Annotated in this window: 18 protein-coding genes; 10 read left to right on the top strand and 8 right to left on the bottom strand. The window is 72.9% G+C overall.

What is annotated here, in order from left to right:
* Positions 1–5: 5 nt before the first annotated feature.
* The 5 genes from ACZ7CD_RS02215 to ACZ7CD_RS02195 all read right to left on the bottom strand — a co-directional run bounded on the left by ACZ7CD_RS02215 (position 6) and on the right by ACZ7CD_RS02195 (position 6,246).
* A complete protein-coding gene (locus tag ACZ7CD_RS02215) occupies positions 6–1,025 on the bottom strand; it encodes a hypothetical protein (protein ID WP_470378181.1) in 1,020 nt (339 codons plus the stop codon).
* A 960-nt stretch (positions 1,026–1,985) separates the two neighbouring features.
* A complete protein-coding gene (locus ACZ7CD_RS02210; RefSeq protein ID WP_470378180.1) occupies positions 1,986–4,103 on the bottom strand; it encodes a CHAT domain-containing protein in 2,118 nt (705 codons plus the stop codon).
* Complete coding sequence (locus ACZ7CD_RS02205) at positions 4,100–4,459, bottom strand: hypothetical protein (RefSeq protein WP_470378179.1); 360 nt, start codon at positions 4,457–4,459, stop codon at positions 4,100–4,102. The genes ACZ7CD_RS02210 and ACZ7CD_RS02205 overlap by 4 nt, the downstream gene beginning before the upstream one ends.
* Positions 4,456–4,986: an RNA polymerase sigma factor gene (locus tag ACZ7CD_RS02200; protein ID WP_470373042.1), complete on the bottom strand. Its 531-nt coding sequence runs from the start codon at positions 4,984–4,986 to the stop codon at positions 4,456–4,458. The genes ACZ7CD_RS02205 and ACZ7CD_RS02200 overlap by 4 nt, the downstream gene beginning before the upstream one ends.
* Before the next feature lie 96 nt (positions 4,987–5,082).
* A complete protein-coding gene (locus ACZ7CD_RS02195; RefSeq protein WP_360396858.1) occupies positions 5,083–6,246 on the bottom strand; it encodes a pyridoxal phosphate-dependent aminotransferase in 1,164 nt (387 codons plus the stop codon).
* Between the two features lie 29 nt (positions 6,247–6,275).
* Here ACZ7CD_RS02195 and ACZ7CD_RS02190 point away from each other — a divergent pair, with 29 nt between their 5' ends.
* Positions 6,276–7,523: a DUF445 domain-containing protein gene (locus ACZ7CD_RS02190; RefSeq protein ID WP_458430089.1), complete on the top strand. Its 1,248-nt coding sequence runs from the start codon at positions 6,276–6,278 to the stop codon at positions 7,521–7,523.
* On the opposite strand, the gene ACZ7CD_RS02185 is transcribed toward ACZ7CD_RS02190, so the two are convergent.
* Entirely contained in the window at positions 7,496–7,984 is a 489-nt protein-coding gene (locus tag ACZ7CD_RS02185; protein ID WP_360396859.1) for a CGNR zinc finger domain-containing protein, read from the bottom strand. The genes ACZ7CD_RS02190 and ACZ7CD_RS02185 overlap by 28 nt on opposite strands.
* Positions 7,985–8,070: 86 nt before the next feature.
* On the opposite strand from ACZ7CD_RS02185, the gene ACZ7CD_RS02180 reads away from it, so the two are divergent.
* From ACZ7CD_RS02180 to ACZ7CD_RS02165, 4 genes are read left to right on the top strand one after another with little or no spacing between them, the layout of a single operon-like run.
* The gene (locus tag ACZ7CD_RS02180) at positions 8,071–8,595 is read left to right on the top strand and encodes a PadR family transcriptional regulator (protein WP_360396860.1); all 525 of its coding nucleotides are present in this window, start codon (positions 8,071–8,073) and stop codon (positions 8,593–8,595) included.
* The gene (locus tag ACZ7CD_RS02175) at positions 8,592–9,266 is read left to right on the top strand and encodes an ABC transporter ATP-binding protein (protein WP_470378178.1); all 675 of its coding nucleotides are present in this window, start codon (positions 8,592–8,594) and stop codon (positions 9,264–9,266) included. Before ACZ7CD_RS02180 ends, ACZ7CD_RS02175 begins: the two co-directional genes overlap by 4 nt.
* The gene (locus ACZ7CD_RS02170; protein ID WP_470378177.1) at positions 9,263–11,509 is read left to right on the top strand and encodes an FtsX-like permease family protein; all 2,247 of its coding nucleotides are present in this window, start codon (positions 9,263–9,265) and stop codon (positions 11,507–11,509) included. Before ACZ7CD_RS02175 ends, ACZ7CD_RS02170 begins: the two co-directional genes overlap by 4 nt.
* Before the next feature lie 33 nt (positions 11,510–11,542).
* Complete coding sequence (locus ACZ7CD_RS02165) at positions 11,543–12,259, top strand: Long-chain-fatty-acid--CoA ligase (RefSeq protein ID WP_470378176.1); 717 nt, start codon at positions 11,543–11,545, stop codon at positions 12,257–12,259.
* A 164-nt stretch (positions 12,260–12,423) separates the two neighbouring features.
* Here the strand turns inward: ACZ7CD_RS02165 and ACZ7CD_RS02160 are convergent, their stop codons facing one another.
* Positions 12,424–14,430, bottom strand: coding sequence for an NACHT domain-containing protein (locus tag ACZ7CD_RS02160; RefSeq protein WP_470378175.1), 2,007 nt, complete (start codon positions 14,428–14,430; stop codon positions 12,424–12,426).
* Between the two features lie 70 nt (positions 14,431–14,500).
* Complete coding sequence (gene tgmC, locus ACZ7CD_RS02155) at positions 14,501–15,568, bottom strand: ATP-grasp peptide maturase system methyltransferase (RefSeq protein ID WP_470378174.1); 1,068 nt, start codon at positions 15,566–15,568, stop codon at positions 14,501–14,503.
* A gap of 117 nt (positions 15,569–15,685) precedes the next feature.
* Here tgmC and ACZ7CD_RS02150 point away from each other — a divergent pair, with 117 nt between their 5' ends.
* The 5 genes from ACZ7CD_RS02150 to ACZ7CD_RS02130 all read left to right on the top strand — a co-directional run bounded on the left by ACZ7CD_RS02150 (position 15,686) and on the right by ACZ7CD_RS02130 (position 18,427).
* Complete coding sequence (locus ACZ7CD_RS02150) at positions 15,686–16,063, top strand: helix-turn-helix domain-containing protein (RefSeq protein ID WP_360396866.1); 378 nt, start codon at positions 15,686–15,688, stop codon at positions 16,061–16,063.
* 5 nt (positions 16,064–16,068) lie between these two features.
* Entirely contained in the window at positions 16,069–16,743 is a 675-nt protein-coding gene (locus ACZ7CD_RS02145) for a hypothetical protein (protein ID WP_360396867.1), read from the top strand.
* Between the two features lie 179 nt (positions 16,744–16,922).
* Positions 16,923–17,216 (top strand): DUF2516 family protein, encoded by a 294-nt coding sequence (locus ACZ7CD_RS02140; RefSeq protein ID WP_360396893.1) that lies wholly within the window; start codon positions 16,923–16,925, stop codon positions 17,214–17,216.
* Positions 17,213–17,869, top strand: a complete 657-nt coding sequence (locus ACZ7CD_RS02135) for an alpha/beta fold hydrolase (RefSeq protein ID WP_470378173.1) — start codon at positions 17,213–17,215, stop codon at positions 17,867–17,869. The genes ACZ7CD_RS02140 and ACZ7CD_RS02135 overlap by 4 nt, the downstream gene beginning before the upstream one ends.
* A gap of 9 nt (positions 17,870–17,878) precedes the next feature.
* Positions 17,879–18,427 carry a type 1 glutamine amidotransferase domain-containing protein gene (locus tag ACZ7CD_RS02130; RefSeq protein WP_470369907.1) on the top strand — a complete coding sequence of 183 codons (549 nt, stop codon included), beginning with the start codon at positions 17,879–17,881 and terminating at the stop codon, positions 18,425–18,427.
* Positions 18,428–18,442: the final 15 nt, after the last annotated feature.

Genomic DNA, 18,442 nt, shown 5'->3' with positions numbered 1-18,442 from the left:
CGGACTCAGTCGGGTGACGTGCTCGGCAGGCCGGGAAGGCTGCCGGGGGACCGACCGTCGCGGCGTTCCTCGACCGACCACGTGGCCGGCGGGAACAGCTCGTTGCGCGACGTGAGCACGGCCAGCACGCCGCGCGTGCCGCCGGAGTTGTCGGTGTGGCTCGACGACGCGGACGCCGTCGTGGTGACCGGGGCGGGCTGGGGCGCCGGAGCGGGCGCGTCCCTGCCGGGCTCGGTCCAGGTGAGGTCGGCCTGCTGCGGCGCGGGCTCGGCCTGTGGCGTGGGCTGGCTGAACGTCCGCAGCGGCTGCGGCACGTACTTCGCGACCGCGACCGCGACGGGCGCGGCCGCCGGCGGCGGAGGAGCGGGCAGCTCGGCGGCGGCCCTGGCGGCCAGCCGCGCGGCGCGGACCTGGGCCTTCGCCCTGATCACCTCGGGCGGCGCCTTGTTCGAGACGGTGCCGGACCGGGAGTTGGAGTGCGTGCCGCCGGTGAAGTCGAGCACCGGGCCGTCGTCGTGGTCGTCGTCCCCGGCGGGGTCCTCCGGCCGGTTCGGCGGGACGAACCCCGGTACCGGGACGTCGTCGACCGGCTGGTGCTGCTCGATGAAGGACGTGGTGAACGCGGTGGCCCAGCCCGCGGGGTCGTCGCTCAGGCTCGGGGCGGTGAACAGCTGCGAGGCGTCGAGCGCCTGCGGTTCGTCCGCGGCCTGCGGTTCGTCGAGGGCCTGCGGTCGGTCGACCGGCTGCGGTTCGCCGGCCGGGGTCGCTACCGGGGTCTCGGTCGCCTGCTCGGCCTGCGGTGCGGCGGTCTCGGGGCTCTGCTCCTGGACCGGCTGCGGTGCCGTGACCGGTGTGGCCGGGTCGAGCGGCGCGGGAGCTTCGGTCGTGATCTCGACGGCGGGCGGTGCCTCCACGGGGTTCGCGTCGGCCGAGGCGGGCGAGCCGCCCATCAGCCAGGCCGCGGCCGTGAACCCGCCGAGGGCAGCGGCCCGCAGCAGCAGTGCGACAGCTCCACCACCGGCCACAGGATCACCACCGTCCACCGTTCGGGCCACCGTCAACGCCGCAGCGCCGTCGGAGGTCGACGTTGAGCTATGTCTAGCACCGGTGGGTGGTTTTGCGAACCAACTCGCCGCAAACCACACGGAAGGGCGGTCACGTGCGGCTGTCCGTGTTCGCCTCGATCGGGCGCGAACACCGTCTGTGTGGTCATCGGATCGAGTGACATCGCGCTCCGGTCTCCTGTGGACCTCGCCGCAGCGCGGGATGGTGTCCGCTGTGGACGCACCGAAACAGGTCAAGAGCCTCTCTGAGCTGGCCGGTCACGCGTCGGAGGCCCTCGGTCCGGTGCACGTGCACGATCCGGGCGGTCCGAACGAGTGCTTGGTCCGTTCGGGGGAAGTCATCGTGCTCCCGGAGGACGCACCCACTGTGCGCAAGCGTTTGCGGGGTGTCTGCTCGCACGAGGAGGCCGTTCCGGGGGCCGTCCGGATGCACCTGAAGGCGGCGCACGCACTGCGCGTCGTCCCCATCGCCCGCGACGTCGGTGCCGCACCGCACCACGTCCACCTCGCCTGCCCGATCATGATCGGCACCTCCCGCCCGGTCATCGGTGGCCACCTGCCGTCGTTGCGAGGGGAGGGGTCCGTGGCGTTGCTGGACACCCCTCTCGATGCCCCGCACGGCGCGTTGGTCGCCGGTGTGCTGCGGCACCACGGTGCGACCGTCCGCCCGTTCCCCGTCCTCACGCCGTCCGGCTTCGGCTCCGACCTCGCCCTCGCCGCCGCACTGCGCGCCACCCGCTCGGTGCCGGTGGTCCTGGTGTCGTCCGGCACCTACACGTTCGACGACGCCTGCCCGCCGGTCCTGGCCGCGTGCGGCGGCAACGTCGTCGCGGCCGCGGGCAACGGCGGGTCCGCCCGTCCGTGGTGGCCCGCCGCCCTGCCCGCCGTGACCGCCGTGGGCACCTCCGACCCGTTCTCCGGTCACGGCCCGTGGGTCGACGTGGTGACCAACGGGACCGACGTGCCCGCCAGCGTCGGCTCCGCGCAGTCGCTGTGCACCGGCACCTCGTTCGCCGCCGCGCTGCACGCCGCGACGCTCGTGCCGGTGCCGTAGCAGCTGAAGCCCAGGTGGGCGACGGCGCGTGCGGCCGCCGCGGGGTGGTCGAGCCGCCGGTGGACCGCCGCCATGGCCGCGCCGACCTGCCGGTCCGGGACGGGCAGGACGCTCGCCAGCACCGCCCTCGTGCCGGCGTCGAGGAATGCCCGCGCGAGGCCCGACTCGCAGGCCGAGAGCACGACGACCTCCGGCGGGTGCTCGACGCGGGCCAGGTCGTAGCCGTAGAGCGGGCCGTCGTCGAGCTCCAGGTACGAGAACAGCGGGTTGTCCGCGTTGACGACGCCGTGCGCCGCGATGTGGGCGATGCCGGCGCCTTCGAGGCCCCGCAGCGTCTCCTCCACAGTGGATCCGAGGACCGTGCCGCCGTGTTCCCGGTGCAGCGCGGTCACCTCCTCGTGGCCGAGGTCCGGTCCGGCGACCCACACCCTGCGGCCACCGGGTTGCGGTGGGCACCAGCGGTCCAACGCCGGCAGCACGTGCACCTTCGGCCGGAGCGCGGCCCACGGCATGTCGCGCAACACGCCGTCCGGGACCACCACGACCTCCTCCACCTGCGGCAACAGGTCGTTGTCGACCGTGCGGCCCGCGCGCAGCGCCAGCTTGGCCGCCTGGACGAGCGCGGCCGGCTCGGCCACGACGCGGACGCTCTCCGGCGTCACGGCCAGCACCTGTCCCCTGTGGACGACGAAGCTGACCACCGGCAGGTGGCCGGGCACCTCGTCGCCGGAGGGGGAGCGCCGGGCCGTGGCGACGGTCAGCCGGCGGATGTCCCGTTCCAGCGCCTCGACCGGACCGCCGAGCGCCCGTGCCCGCCGCAGCCCGGCCAGCGCGCTCGCGAGCGCCGGATCGCCCGGCGGCAACGGCGACGGGTAGCTGCGGCGGTGCCGCTCGCCCCACCGCAGCACCTCGCGCGGCGTCCGGGCGAGGTCGAGCGCGCGTCCGGTCAGCTCCCGCCGCACCCACTCGTTGGCGAGCCCGGCGCCGTCCTCGTCGAGGACGCGCAGCCCGGCCCGGCACGCCGCCAGCGCACCCCGCCGGTCCGACCGCCTTGCCTGCGCGAGCCACCCCAGCGCCCTGGTCCTGGCCGGTCCGCGGAACCGCTGGGCCGCGACCGCGTCGACCTCGCCCGCGGCCAGCATCAGCTCGCCGTCCGGTCGTCCGGCCGTCCGGTAGAGCCGCAGCGCCGTGGCGGTGTCCCCGCGTCGCAACGCGCACCGCGCGCCGAGCAGCACCGCCTCCGGTGACCGCCGTCCGCACCGCTCCAGCAAGGCGAGCGCGGGCTCCACCACCCGGTGCGCCTCCTCGTCCAGCCCGGCCGCGAGCAACGCCTCCGCCCGATCGACCAGCGCCTCCGGCCGGCTCGTGGAGTCGAGACCGGCCCGTGCCGCCTCCTCGTACCGCCGCAGCGCCGACGGCAGGTCACCGGCCAGCATCGCGACGAAACCCCTGTTGTGCAGGCACATCGCGATCCGGCCGCTCTCGCCGATCCTCCGCAGCGCCGCCGCGGCCGCCGTGAAGTCCGCGTCCGCGCCGGCCAGCCGCAGGGCGTAGCACCGCGCGATGCCCCTGCCGATCAACGCGTTCGCGAGCCACCGCTGGTCGTCGTACCGGCGCAGCTCCCTGATCACGGCGGTCAGCTCGGCCATTGCCGGACGAGGGTCGGCCGACCGGCACAGGTGCAGCCCGCGCAGGCAGCGCGCCCGCGCGAGCTCGTTGCCGCGCAGCTGCGGCGTGGCGAGGTCGAGGTGCCGCAGGCTGCGGGTGCGACGGCCCCGGTCCAGGTCGATCCACGCGAGCGTCAGCCGGAACCGCGGTTCGCCGGTGAGCCGCAGGCCGTGCTGTGCCAAAGCGGCCGCCTCGTCGAGGTGCCCGAGCTCGACGTGGGCGACGCTCAGGTCGTGCAGGGCCTGGGCGCGTTCGGCCTTGGAGCCGCGGACCACCGTGCCGGCGATGGTGGCCCGCGGGTCGGCGCTGGCGCTCACGCGACGAACCAGTCCGTGGTCAGGCCCAGCTCCGGCACGCAGACGCACACCGGCCCCGGCGCGACCTCGGCGCGGAACCAGCCCTCGGCGTCCGGCGCGACCGCCCGCACGGCCACCGGTGAACGCACCTCGACGGTGCCGGTCACGCCGTCCAGGACGCCGGTCAGGCGCGGGCCGTCGAGCTGCAGGTACATCCGGCCGGTGCCGACGTGGAACACGAGCTGCCGCGACGGGCCGCGAACCGGCTCGTCGACGACCGCCATGGGGGCCAGGCCGGTCGGGACCGGCGCACCGACGGCCGGGGGTACGTCGGCACCGAACAGCGCGGCGATCTCGTCGAGCAACGGGTCCCTCACCGCGCCACCGCCAGCTTCCGGCGCAGCGCGGTGAGGCACCGGGTCCGCGTCGGGCCGACGCTCCCCAGCTTCATCCCCAGGGCGTCGGCAACCTGTGCATAACTCAGCTCGGGGCTGTGGGCGGCGATCCTCAGCAGCCGCTGGCAGCGTTCGTTCAACGTGACCAGCGCCGTCCACAGCCGGTGGGCGCGGTCGTCGCCCAGCACGACGTCCTCAGGTGTCGGCAGGGCCGACTCCGGCTCCCAGCGGTCGACCGGGACCTCACGGCCGCGGCTGCGCAGCACGGCGATGCTCTGCCGGGTTGCGGTACGGAGCAGCCACCCGGCCAAGGCCTCGGGATCTCGCAGCCGGGTGAGGTGTTCTGCCAGGCAGAGCCACGTGCACTGGTAGACGTCGGCCGCGTCGGCGTGGCTCAGGCGGAACGATCTGGGCACCGACCAGACCAGCCGTGAGTAGCGCTCGACGAGCGCGTCCCAGCCCGTGGCCCCGGCTCGTGCGGACTGGACGACCTCGGTGTTCGAGTTCATGCCATTTGGAGTGGAACACCACCGGCACGGCTCCGCCGCTCACCCGAAAGTGGTTTGTCCACAGGTGTGGAGAAACTCATCCACACCTGTGGACAACTACAGCTTGTGGAGTCGCTCCACGGCCTCGTCGATCACCGCGTCCTGCTTGCAGAACGCGAACCGGATCAGGTGCTGCCACTCGGCCGGCCGGTCCGTGAAGACCTGCACGGGCACCGCGGCGACCCCGATCCGCGCGGGCAGCTCGCGGCACAGCGCCAGGCCGTCGGTGTAGCCGAGCGGGCGGACGTCGGCGCAGATGAAGTACGTGCCCTCCGACGACCGCACCTCGAAGCCCGCCGCGCGCAGCCCCTCCGCCAGCCGGGCCCGCTTCGCCGCCAGCGAGTCGCGCAGCGCCGTGACCCAGTCCAGCTCGGTGGTCAGCGCCTGGGCGACGGCGGGCTGGAACGGCGCCCCGCCCACGAACGTCATGAACTGCTTCGCCGCGCGCACCGCCGCGACCAGTTCGGCCGGGCCGCACACCCAGCCGATCTTCCAGCCGGTGCAGTTGAACGTCTTGCCCGCGCCCGAGATCGACAGGGTCCGCTGGGCCATCCCCGGCAGCGAGGCCAGCGGGACGTGCTGCCGGCCGTCGAAGACCAGGTGCTCGTACACCTCGTCGGTGATCGCCAGCAGGTCGTGCTCGACGCACAAGGCGGCGATGGCGCGCATCTCGTCGACGGTGAACACGGTGCCGGTCGGGTTGTGCGGCGAGTTCACCAGGATCGCGCGCGTGCGCGGCGTGACCGCGGCCCGCAGCGCGTCGACGTCCAGCGCCAACCGGCCGGACGAGTCCTCGCGCAGCCCCACGGTCACCCTGGTCGCTCCCGCGAGCGCCACCGACGCCGCGTACGAGTCGTAGTAGGGCTCGACCAGCACCACCTCGTCACCCGGCTCGACCAGCGCCAGCAGCGAGGCCGCGATCGCCTCTGTGGCGCCGACCGTGACCAGGACCTCGGTGTCCGGGTCGTAGGAGGTGCCGTAGCGCGACCGGTGCGCGGCGATGGCGGCGCGCAGCACCGGCATGCCGGGGCCCGGCGGGTACTGGTTGACGCCCGACGCGATGGCCGACTGGGCCGCCGCGAGCATCGACGCCGGACCGTCGGTGTCGGGGAAGCCCTGACCGAGGTTCACGGCGTCGTGCTGCACGGCCAGCCCGGTCATCTCCGCGAAGATCGTCGAGGTGAACGGCTGCAACCTGGGGACTAGCGCTGGTACCCGCACAACGCAGGATCTTCACGGACAATGGTGCCGTGGAGCAACTGACCGCCGCTGACCAGCAGAAGCGCACAGACCTGCGCAAGATGAAGGTCGTCGCCACCAGCTTCCTCGTGGGTGCGACGGTCGTCTTCTTCGGGACCCACGCCTTCGAGGGCGCCTGGGTCGGGTACGTCCGGGCCGCCGCGGAGGCCGGCATGGTGGGCGCGCTCGCCGACTGGTTCGCCGTCACGGCCCTGTTCCGGCGCCCGCTCGGCCTGCCGATCCCGCACACCGCGATCATCCCGACCCGCAAGAACATGTTCGGCAAGACGCTCGGCGACTTCGTCGGCGTCAACTTCCTGAGCAAGGAGATCGTCCAGGACAAGCTGCGCCGCGCGGGCATCGCCGAGCGCGCCGGTGCGTGGCTCAAGCAGCCGGAGAACGCCGAACGCGTCACCAACGAGCTCGCGAACGTCCTCAAGGGCGCGATCACCGTGCTCAAGGACGAGGACGTGCAGGCCGTCGTCGAGCAGGCGATCGTCAAGCGCGTCACCGCCAAGCCGTGGGGCCCGCCGCTGGGCAAGCTCCTGGAGCAGGTGCTCACCGACGGCGCCCACCACAAGCTCGTCGACCTGATGTGCGACCGGGCCTACGAGTGGGTGCGCGACAACTACGACAAGGTCAGCCTCATCGTCACCGACCGCGCGCCGGCGTGGTCGCCCAGGTTCGTCGACTCGATGCTCGGCGACAAGGTCCACACCGAGCTGGTCAACTTCGCGTGGGCGGTGAAGACCGACGTCAACCACCCGATGCGGCTCGCCGTGGACCAGTTCCTGATCGAGTTCTCCGCGGACATGCAGAACGACCCGGCCACCCTGCAGCGCGCCGAGCAGGTCAAGCAGCAGGTCATCAACCACCCCGACGTGCAGAAGCTGATCAGCAGCGCGTGGGGCACGGCGAAGAAGATGCTGCTCGACGCCGCCGAGGACCCGTCCAGCGAGCTGCGCAGGAGGGTGATGCAGGGGCTGATCACGCTCGGCACCAACCTGACCGACGACCTCGAGCTGCGCGCCAAGGTCGACGGCTGGCTGGAGCAGGCCGCCGGGTACGTCGTGAGCAACTACCGGGCCGAGATCACCACGCTCATCACCGACACCGTCGAGCGGTGGGACGCGGAGGAGACCTCGCGCAAGATCGAGCTGCAGGTCGGCAGGGACCTGCAGTTCATCCGGATCAACGGCACCGTGGTCGGCGCGCTGGCCGGCCTGGTGATCTACACCGTGGCCAACGTGCTGTTCTGAGAGGCGCGCGAGCGTTTTCGGAACGTCCTGGCCTTCTCGCGGTTGCCGCACACCCGCATGGAGCACCAGGTGCGGGAGCGGTTGCGGGATCTGTCGAAGAACGCGCGCAGGCAGTCGTCTGCGGGGCAGATCTTGAACCGCTCCCACGACCCGAGCACCGCGAGGCGGGCCGACGCCGCGAGCACCGCGCCCACCGCGTCGCTGCTCGCGAGCATCGGGACGCCGCCGGTCAGCTCGACGTGCACCACGCCGGCCGCCGTGCGCGGCCCTGACGACCCCTCGATGGACGAGCGCAGTGCCGCCCGCGCGGCGCGCGCCTGTGCGATCTCCCCGCTCCGCCCGAGGCCGCGTTCGGTCACCCACGCGCGCCAGGAGGCTTCACTGTCCAGTACGTGTCGAGTGTTCAGGAAGTCGAGCAGCAGCTCGACGTCGTGATCCCAGCCGACAGTCAGACCAGTCACCCCACCACTGTAGGCGCCACGGCGGTTGCCCGTCAGGACATCCGGGGAATGCACCCGGTGTATACACGGGGTGTACAGTCGTCCGCATGTCGATCGGTCACGCACTGTTGGGCCTGCTAGAGGGTGGTCCAAGGCACGGGTACGACCTCAAGCGCACCTACGACGAGCGCTTCGGGCAGGACCGGCCGTTGCACTACGGGCAGGTCTACTCGACGCTGTCGCGGCTGCTGAAGAACGGCCTGGTGACCGAGGCCGGAGTGGAGGCGGGCGACGGTCCGGAGCGCAAGCGGTACGCCATCACCGACGCCGGGGTCACCGACGTGGAGCGCTGGCTGGGCACGCCGGAGAAGCCGGAGCCGTACCTGCAGAACACCCTCTACGCGAAGGTCGTGCTGGCGCTGCTGTCCGGCCGCAGCGCGGTGGAGGTGCTGGACGTCCAGCGCTCCGCGCACCTGCGGACCATGCGCGAGCTGACCCGGCGCAAGACCGGCGGCGACCTGGCCGACCAGCTGATCTGCGACTTCGCGCTGTTCCACCTGGAGGCGGACCTGCGCTGGCTGGAGCTGACGGCCGCCCGCGTCGACCAGCTCGCGGAGCAGGTGGCGCGATGACGCTGCTGAGGGCCGAGGAGCTGCACAGGTCGTTCGGGAAGACGCACGCGCTGGCCGGCGCCGGGCTCACGGTCCGCGAGGGCGAGGTCGTGGCGGTCATGGGGCCGTCCGGGTCCGGCAAGTCGACCCTGCTGCACTGCGTCGCGGGCATCCTGCCGCCGGACAGCGGCACGATCACCTACCGCGACCGCGACCTGACCCGGATGTCCGACCACGAGCGCAGCGAGCTGCGGCGCACCGAGTTCGGGTTCGTGTTCCAGTTCGGCCAGCTGGTGCCGGAGCTGACCTGCCTGGAGAACGTGGCGCTGCCGTTGCGGCTGAGCGGGATGCGGCGCAAACCGGCCGAGCGCGCCGCGCACGAGTGGCTGACCAGGCTGGAGGTCGACGGCGTGGCCGACCAGCGGCCCGGTGAGACCTCCGGTGGCCAGGGCCAGCGCGTCGCCGTGGCCCGCGCGCTGGTCACCGGCCCGAAGGTGATCTTCGCCGACGAGCCGACCGGGGCGCTCGACTCGCTCAACGGCGAGCGGGTGATGCACCTGCTCGCCACCGCGGCGCGGGAGACGGGCGCGGCCGTCGTGCTGGTCACGCACGAGCCGCGGGTCGCCGCCTACTCCGACCGCGAGGTCGTGGTGCGCGACGGGCGGTCCCGGGACGTGGAGCCGGCCGGGTGAAGCGGGCGATCGGCGACCTCGCCCTCGGGGTCCGGCTGGCGGTCGGGGGCAGCCGGAAGTCGTGGGCGCGGCTCGTCCTGCAGGGTCTCGGCATCGGCCTGGGCGTGGCCGTGCTGGTCCTCGCGGCCTCGCTGCCGGGGGCCATCGACGTGCGCGACAAGCGCGGGGACGCGAGCGAACCGGTGTCGGAGGGCACCGGGCCGGCGCCGTTGCTGGTGAGCGTCGTGCACCTGGAGTACCGGGCGGAGCTGGTGCGCGGCCGGTACGTGAAGGTGCTCTCGCCGGACGCCCCCGTGCCGCCCGGTGTCGACCGGCTGCCCGGTGACGGGGAGGTCGTCGTGTCACCCGCGCTCGCCGAGCTGCTGGCGAGCGAGGAGGGCGCGCTGCTGCGGCCGCGGTTGCCGCAGCGGGTGGTCGGGACCATCGGCAGGGAGGGGCTCACCGGTCCGCTCGACCTGGTGTTCCTGGCCGGGGACGCCTCGATCGTGTCGACCGGGAGCAACGAGACGTACCGCTGGGGCGCGTACTACGGCGGCGGAGGGCTCGCGCCGATCCTGTGGCTGCTCAGCATGGTGGGCGTGATCGTCCTGCTGTTCCCGGTGCTGGTGTTCGTCAGCGTGGCCGCGCGGCTGGCCGCGGCCCAGCGCGACCGCAGGCTGGCGGCGTTGCGGCTGGTCGGCGCCGGTGCGAGACGGGTGCGGCTGATCGCGTCCGGTGAGGCGCTGGCCAGCGCGGTGGTCGGGCTCGCCGCGGGGTTCGGGCTGTTCTACGCGCTGCGGCCGTTCTCGGACGACGTCGTCCTGGAGCAGCTGGTGGTGTTCCCGGAGGACCTGACCCCGGCGCCGGCGCTGACGGTCGCGGTGCTCGTCGGGGTGCCGGTGCTGGCGGTGGCCACGTCGTTGTTCTCGATGCGGCGGACCATCATCGAGCCGCTGGGCGTGGTGCGCGAGCAGCGCCCGGTGCGGCGCAGGCTGTGGTGGCGGCTGCTGCCCACGGTCGCCGGTGCGGCGCTGCTGGTCAGCCAGGCCGGCCGGGTCACCGGCGACCAGCAGCCGGAGGAGCTGCCCGTCGTGCTCGGCGTGGTGCTGCTGATGTTCGGCATCCCGGTGCTGCTGCCGTGGCTGGTCGAGCGGGTCGTCTTCCGCCTGTGCGGCGGCACCCCGGCATTGCAGCTGGCCGTGCGCAGGCTCCAGCTCGACAGCGGCACGGCCGCGCGGGTCGTGGGCGGCGTCGCGGTGGTGCTCGCGGGCACCGTGACGTTGCAGATGGTCCTCGCCGCCGTCGAGAACGAGGTGGTGGACAGGGAGCTGACGCGGTCCCCACAGGACGTGCTGGCCATGCGGGTCACCGACACCACCGCCACACCGGGCCTGCGCGATGCACTGGCGCGCAGCGCCGGGGTGCGTGCCGTGCACGAGCTGCGCTGGACGTCCGGCAGCACCGGCGAGCGGTCGTCCGTGTCGATCGTCGTGGGCACCTGCGCCGCGCTGCGGACGCAGCTCCCGGTGACCGGGTGCACCGACGGCAAGGCGTACCTGGCGCGGGAGGCCACCGGCGGTTTCACCGTCACGCCGGGCGTGCCGCTCGCCGTCGGCAGGGACCGCGAGCAGCGGTGGCTGCCCCCGGCCGTGGTCGAGGAGGTCTCCGGCGCCACCACCGGCGGCTACTACCTCACCCCGGCTGCCGCTCAGGGCCTCACCCTCGGCACCCGCGGCGTCGAGTACATCGCCCAGCTCGACCTGGCGACGCCGGACGCCGCCGAACACGCCCGCAACGCCGTGGCCCCGTACTCGTGGCGCGTGCGGTCGTTCTCCGGCGGCCAGTCCAGGATGTCGGAGGTGGAGCGGGTGTTCGGGCTGGTGCGCCAGGGCCTGTACGGCGGCATGGCCGTCACTCTGCTGCTGGCCGGTGCATCGATGCTGGTGGTGGGCCTCGAACAGGTCAGGGAACGCCGTCGCCCGCTGGCCGTGCTGGCCGCGTCCGGCGTCCCGCGCGCCACCCTGGCCCGTTCCCTGCTGTGGCAGAACGGGCTGCCCCTGGTGCTGTCGACGGTGGTGTCGGTGGCCACCGGCATCGGCCTCGGCGTGCTCTCGGTGAGGGTGTCGAGAGCCGAGGTCGCCTTCGACTGGCAGGGCATCGCCCTGGTCACCGCCGCCGCGATGGCCCTGGTCCTGCTGGTCACCGCCCTGACGCTGCCATCCCTGCGCAAGGCGACCGGCGCCCTCGGCCTGCGCACGGAGTGAGGTGCCGATCTGCACGTGCCTACGATCAGGCCCGTGCAGATCGTCACCACCTCCGACCACCCGCACCTCTCCACGGCGGCGCTGGTCGGCGAGTGGCCCCTGTTCGTCCTGAAGGACCCGATCTCCAACCGGTACCGCAAGACCGTCCAGCAGTACTTCCCGCAGTACGACGTGCTCGCACTCGACGGCTCGGAGGTCCTGGCCCACGCCGTGGCCGTCGCCCTGTGCTGGGACGGCACCCCGTCCACCCTCCCCGACGGCGGCTACGACGGCGCCATCGTCCAATCGGTGCGCGACCACGAATCCGGCACCACCCCGGACACCCTGTGCGTCCTCGCCGCCACCGTCCGAGCCACCCACGCCGGCCGGGGCCTGGCCGCCGCGGTCCTGACCGCCCTCCGCACCCGCGCCCTCGCGAACGGCCTGTCCCGCGTCGTCGTACCGGTCCGCCCCACCCTGAAGGCGAGCTACCCGCTCACCCCGATGGCCGACTTCGCGACCTGGACCCGCCCCGACGGCCTGCACCTGGACCCGTGGATCCGCACCCACCAACGCCTCGGCGCCACCGTCCTCGGTCCGGCCGAACGCTCCATGGTCGTGACGGGCACCGCCGCGGAGTGGCAGAGGTGGACCGGCCTGCACTTCCCCCAGTCCGGCCGGTACGTCGTACCCGGCGGCCACGACGTCGTGGTGTTCGAGGGGGACCGCGGCGTCTACGAGGAGACGAACCTCTGGATGCGCCACCTCTGACGGCCCAGGCTCCCGCCCGCGTACCGCACAAGACGTCCGCGCCTTCCGGTGCCTCCGCTCATCCCGCGCCGTTGAGCCCGCGTGGCGTGGCTTGCGCCGCTCCGCCTGCGCTGCCCACGCGGTTCGGCTCGCGCACCGCCTCGCGCCGTCCGCGCTCGACAGCCCTACACTCGGTCCTTCCGGCGCAACCGCACCTTCCCCACCCCGCCCCCGGCCGCCGCACCGTGCTCCGCCAGCCGGTCCTGCACCAGCCCGTGCCGGAACTGGTAGCAGGCCCCGGCCCGGCACAGCACCCCGAGCTTGCGCGCGTCCTCGAAGAACACCATCAGCTCCCACGGCAGCTTGCCCCGCAGCGCCAACCAGATCCGCGCCACGGTGAACCACCACCACCGCAGGTGCAGCACGGCCAGCGCGAACCCCAGCATCAGCCCGGAAGCCAGCCCCAGCCCGACCATGCCGGTCTGGTTCGGCCCGAACACCAGTGCCGCCGCCGAACCGAACACCACGGCCAGCACCAGCGACCCGGTCCACACGGCGATCCGGTCGCGCGCCATGGTCCACTGTGGACTAGAGGCCTGGGACAGCTCGGCCGTGCTGGACAACGCGAACCGCAGCGCCACGGCCACCGCGAGGCCCAAGCCGACCACCAGGCCGGCGGACAACCCGTACAGCGCGCCGAAGACGAGGCCCGCCGCGAGGCCGAGTACACCGGGGACGAGGAGCAGGGAGCGCGAGATTCCCAGGCGTGGCTTGGGTTTGCGTTCCTGCGAGGCGGTCAGTGCGGCGCCGCCGACCAGGACGCCGGCGACCAGGCCGCTGAGCGGGGCGAGTTTTGGGGTGATCGAGTAGGCCATCAGCCAGGCGACGCCGAAGCCGCCGATCGCGCCCAGTGCCAGTGCGCCGAGCAGGGCGAGCCAGGTGCGGCCGACCGAGCGGCGCAGTTCCCACCAGGCTAGCTCGCGGATGCCGCGGTCGCGCATCTCGTGCGCGAGGAACTCCAGCCACCTGCGCGCCCTGTCGCGGGGCCAGACCTGGCTGGCCCTGGCGTGGTGGGCGGCGGCGCGGTTGCCGAAGGCGCGGGAGACCAGCTCGTCGCAGAGGTGGTCGCAGACGGCGCGGGCGTCCGGGAAGCGGCCGCGGTCGAGGAGCTCGGTCGGTTCCGCCTCGAAGTCGGCGTAGACCATGCTGGCCAGCCACATCGTCAGCGGTGTGGACAGGGCGTCGGCGAGGCGGCCGTCCGGTTCCTCGCGCAGGTGGATGAACACCGGTTCCCAGCGGGCCGCTCCCACGCTGTCTGCGCTCGCCCGCAGGTAGGAGGCGACCTCGTCGAGGTCGAGCGGGGCCAGTTCGACGACGTCGGCGCCGTGCAGCGGGCCCGCGAGGTGCACGGCCTGGGCGTACTCGGCGGTGCGGCACGTGAGGACGAGCGGGCGCGTGGCGGGGAACGCCTTCGCGATCCGCGCCAGTGCGTCGGCGCGCTGGTGTGCGGGGACGTCGTCGAGGCCGTCCAGCACCGGCAGGACGCGGTGCTGCTCGATCAGCAGGTCACCGGCGTAGCTGCCGTAGAGCTCGGTGTTGCTCAGGGCCGGGTGGTCCTCGTAGAGGCGGCGGGTCAGCCACGTGCGGATGTCCTCGACCGCCGGGTTCCACGTCGACAACGGCAGCAGCACCGGCACCATGCCGCCGTCGTAGCGGTCGAGCAGGCCGCACGTCAGCAGCATCGCGACCGTCGTCTTCCCGGTGCCCGCCTCGCCGAGGACGACCATCCGGCGGTGGGGCTGCCGTTCGAACGCGCCGACCACCGCGTCGCTGTGGCCGGGGGGTGCGTTCCGTCCGTCACCCAGGTCCAGTTCGGGTGCGGTCCAGTGCAGGTCGAGGACGTCCGGGTCGGTGAGGCCGCGGGAACGCACCTCCTCGTTCCACTGCGCCTGCAGAGCGGTGGCCAGGGCGCAGCAGGCGGCGTCTAGGTGCTCTTCGGTGCTCAGTTCGGCGTTGTGCCTGCGCCGCACCCACGGGTCGAGCAGCGCGAGGAAGCCGAGGAACACCACGGCGAGCGCGCCCAGCCACACGTGCGGGTTGATGCCGTGGTCGGTGACGAACAGACCGGCAGCCGTGAGCAGTGCGGTCAGCACGCAGCCGGCCAGCAGCGCCTGCTGGCGGAATCTGGACATGCGCGCATCATGACGCACCGCATCCGCCCGGGGTCGGTTCAGTGAGCCGTGTCGTGCCGTTCGCTGTTGATCACAGTCGCCACCTCCGCCCGTCGAAGGTGAGGAACTGGCCGTCATGACCGATGGTGACACCGAAGTGCTGCCGCCGGGGTTTGCCCAGGTCCTCCCACAGCGCCAGCGCCTGTTCCGCCAGGTCCCACAGCCGTCGCGGACCGCCCTGGTCGACGTGCGAGCCGTGGTGGTGCACCCAGGAGCCGTCCGGGTGGCCCAGCCAGTCCTGTCCCGCGACGACGTCGGGCAGCGCGACGCCGGCGAAGAACTCGAACGGGCCGGCCGGGTCGACCACCGTGGCCATCGGCAGCGTGGTGGTCCTGCGGTCGAACGCGCCCGTACCGGCGAGCGCGGGCTTGCGGGCGTGCGCGCGCAACGGCATGAAGCGGCCGTCCTCCACCAGGACCCGGCCCTCGCCGGTGCCGTCGCCGCGGGAGACGATCCGGACGAGCCCGGCGCCGATGGGGCGGTGCAGGGTGGTGATGACGAGGCCGCCGGGCCGGGTCTGCTCCAGCCACGCGGGCGGGATCGTCGTCACGGAACACGTCGCGAGCACCCGGTCGTACGGCGCTCCCGCCGGATGACCCCGCGCGCCGTCGCCGATGACGCAGGTGGGGGTGAAACCGTTGCGGTGCAGGCGTTCGCGGGCCCGTGTGGAGAGGTGCGGGTCGACGTCGACGGTCGTCACGCGGTCGGCGCCCAGGGCGTGGCACAGGAGTGCGGCGTTGTACCCGGTGCCGGTGCCCACCTCCAGCACCGACTGTCCGGTGTGGACCTCCAGCGCCTCCAGCATGATCGCCATGATGGCCGGCATGCTCGACGAGCACGTCGGTGTGCCACCGGTCACCGTGTCGTCACCGTCGAACTGGGTAACCCAGACCCGGTCGGTGTAGACGAGCTGCAGCCAGCCGGGGTGCTCCGCGGTGACCGGTTCCCAGTCGCCGTCGTGCCGCTGGCGGTAGAAGCGCGGCAGGAACTCGTGGCGCGGCACCTCGCGGAAAGCCTTGAGCCACCGGGGATCGCGCAGCACACCGGTGCCGAGCAGGTGGTCGGCCAGCTCGGCGCGCAGGGCTCCGGCGTCGTCCATGACCCCTCCACGGTAGCCCTGTGGCGCAGCACACGCAGCGATTGCTAGCAGAGTGCTTGCAACTGCTAGCACCCCTCGCTAACGTGGTCGGTGCACGAGGAACGGGAGCGGGAACCAATGGACAAGTCCATCGACAAAGCCGTCGCGGACCTCGGCCGCAACATCGGGGACTTCATCCGCGAGCAGCGCAACACCGCGAAGATCTCGTTGCGGGAGTTGGCAAAGCAGGCCGGTGTCTCCAACCCGTACCTGAGCCAGATCGAGCGGGGACTGCGCAAGCCCAGTGCGGAGATCCTGCAGCAGATCGCCAAGGGGCTGCGCATCTCGGCCGAGGTGCTCTACGTCGAGGCCGGGATCCTCCAGCAGCGCGAAGGCGGTGCGTTGGCGGACGCCGTCGTCGCCGCGACCGATCTGACCGAGCGGCAGAAGCAGGTGCTGCTCGACGTCTACGAATCTTTCCGGCGGGAGAACGCCGCCAAGACCAAGGAGGAGTGATCTCCATGCCGAAGCTCACCCAGGACGACATCCGCACCGCCGCCGAGCAGGGCGCGCACGCCGCCCGCCAGGCCCTCCTCGCCGCCCTCGGCGCCGGTGACCTCGCCGCCAAGGCCGTGGTCGAGGCGCTGGGCAAGGCCAGGGAGCGCGCGGAGGAGGCCTCCGCGAAGGCCACCGACCTGCCCACCGAGCTCAAGGACCTGCGCGAGAAGCTGCAGCCCGCCGAGCTGAAGAAGCTGGTCGACGCCTACACCGCCTCCGCCGTGAACCTCTACAGCTACCTCGCGGAGCAGGGCGAGCAGACCCTCGAGCAGATCAAGGCCCAGCCGCAGGTCAAGCAGGCCGTCGAGCAGGTCGAGCAGGCCGTCGGGGCCGCCCAGAAGCGTGCGGGGACCGCCGCCGCCGACGCCCGCGTGCTCGCCGACGACGTCCTCGGCAAGGTGACCCGCCGCACCCGCTCGGTCGGCGAGAAGGTCGCCGTCCAGGTCGAGGACACCGCCGAGAAGCTGGCCGAGGAGATCGTCGAGGTCGGTGGCGAGGCCGCGTCCGAGGTCCGCAGCACCACCCGCAAGGCCGCGAACCGCACCGCGCCGCGCAAGCCGGCGACCACGACCCGCAGCACCGGCACCACCGCCGCGGTCAAGAAGCCGACCACGACGACGGACGACACCGCCAAGTGAGTCGTTGAGAACCCGCTGAAGTTCCTCCGCAGGGGGAGCGCGCCACGGCGTGCTCCCCCTGCGGCGCGTCCGGCGCAAGTGCGCGCCGCTGGCCGGATCGGGCCCTGCCCGACGCTCCGTTCCCGCTGACGCGCACGGGCACGTAGGCTGGTCCTGTGTTCCCCGTGCCGATCTTCAGCATCTGGAACCTCGACGGCATCGTGTACTTCCTCGCCGACCTGGGGTTCACCATCCTCGGGCTGTTCGCGTTCTTCCACGCGCTGAGCCAGCGCGTCGACGCCTACACCGCGGCCGAGCGCATGACGAAGCCGGCGTGGTTGGGCATCACCGGTGGTGGAGCCGCGGCGATGCTGCTGTTCTCGCCGGGCACCTTCGGGTCGATCTTCTGGCTCGCCGGTCTCGTCGCGGTGCTCGTGTACATGGTGGACGTGCGCCCCAGACTCATCGAGGTGCAGCGCGGCCCGCGCTGGTGATCACGAACTCCTACGGCTCCGGCTCGCCCGTCACCCTGGTGGCGCACGGGCTGGGGGCCACGCCCGGTGAGGCGCGCATCCCCGCCTCCGGGCTGCCCGGCACCCGCGTGGTCGTGACGCTGCCCTCCCACGGGTCGGCTCCCGACGCGCCGCCCGGCTACTGGGACTACGGGCGCATCGCCGACGACCTCGCCACGGTCGAGGCCGACCACGCGGTCGGCGTCTCGCTGGGGGCCGCGGCCCTGGTCAGGCTGCTGTCGCGGCAGCCGCGACGGTTCCGGCGGGTGGCGTTGCTGCTGCCCGCGGTGCTCGACCAGCCGCGCCCTGCGGTCACGCTCCAGCAGCTCTCCGACCTCACCACCGGCCCGCCCGCCTACGTCGAGGACCGCCGGCAGGCGCTCACCAGGCTCGAAGCCGCGGCCGAACAGCTGCCCGGCCAGGTCGCCGTCGCCGACGCCGGACTGCTCGCCCACGTCGAGGTCCCGGTGCTGGTCATCGCCGCCACGAACGACCCGCTGCACCCCGAGGACGTCGCCAAGGCGACCGCCGGTGCGTTCCCGAACGGCGAGCTGTGGCTGGTCGACTCGCCCGCGCCGATGATCACCCACCGCGCCGAGGTACGCCACAGGTTGGTCGAGTTCTTCGGCGGGTAACCGAACGACATGGCTGAGAAGAAGATCGCATTCCTGGTCGCCTCGGAGGGCATCGAGCAGGTCGAGCTCACCGACCCGTGGACGCACGTCGAGAAGGCCGGTGGCACGCCGCGGCTGCTCGCGCCTGAGCTCGGCGAGGTGCGCGGGTTCAACCACCTCACGCCGGCGGACGCGTTCCCGGTCGACACCAAGCTCGCCGACGCCAAGGCCGACGACTACGCCGGCGCGGTCATCCCCGGCGGGGTGGCCAACTCGGACTTCCTGCGGATGGACGGCGACGCCGTGCGGCTGGTCAAGGAGCTGGTCGCGCAGGGCAAGCCGGTCGCGGCGATCTGCCACGGGCCGTGGCTGCTGGTCGAGGCGGACGTCGTCCGCGGCAAGATGCTGACCTCGTTCCCGAGCCTGCAGACCGACATCCGCAACGCGGGCGGTGACTGGGCCGACCAGGAGGTCCGCGTCTGCGACATGAACGGGTGGACGCTCGTGACGTCGCGCAACCCGGACGACCTGCCCGCTTTCAACCGCGAGGCGCTCAAGGCGTTCGGGCTGGCCGAGTAGCCGGGATCTGCAGCT

This window comes from Lentzea sp. NPDC036949, from assembly GCF_055608075.1.
Note: the sequence above shows the minus strand (reverse complement) of the source record. Positions and strands in the feature narration are given on the sequence as shown.